The organism is Streptomyces pseudogriseolus, assembly GCA_002154585.1.
Lineage (GTDB): Bacteria > Actinomycetota > Actinomycetes > Streptomycetales > Streptomycetaceae > Streptomyces > Streptomyces pseudogriseolus.
In genome coordinates this window covers 1-474 of record MUNG01000663.1, presented here as the reverse complement: position 1 = coordinate 474, position 474 = coordinate 1, and the positions used below count along the sequence as shown (strand labels likewise).

The following is a 474-nucleotide window of genomic DNA, read 5'->3' as shown; positions in this document are numbered from 1 at the left end:
CCACGGAGGGCGAACGACCGGCACCGAGGGCCGAGGACCGAAGGCATCGCGAGGAGCTTCAGGTGTTCAATGACATAGGACCGCTCGAGCTGGTGACGCTCATCGTCCTCGCCGTGCTCATCTTCGGTCCGGAGAAGCTCCCCAAGGTCATCCAGGACGTGACCCGCACGATCCGGAAGATCAGGGACTTCTCGGAGAGCGCCAAGCAGGACATCCGGCAGGAACTGGGCCCGGAGTTCAAGGACTTCGAGTTCGAGGACCTCAACCCCAAGACGTTCATCCGCAAGCAGCTGGACAACGACGACCTGGGGCTGAAGGAGATCCGCAACGGCTTCGACCTGAAGAAGGAGATGGCCGAGGTCGCGGACTCCGTCCACGGGCGCGACAGCGACGCGTCGCCCTCGCCCGCCCCCTCCGGCGGCCGGGTGGACATGACGAAGAAGCCCGAGCAGCCGGCGGCCGACGACCGCCCGC

1 protein-coding gene is annotated in these 474 nt (G+C 66.2%); it reads left to right on the top strand.

Annotation, left to right across the window (positions count from 1 at the left end):
* Nucleotides 1-62: 62 nt before the first annotated feature.
* The coding region (locus CCN29_RS33910) for a sec-independent translocase (RefSeq protein ID WP_086686299.1) at nucleotides 63-474 on the top strand (412 nt) is incomplete at its 3' end.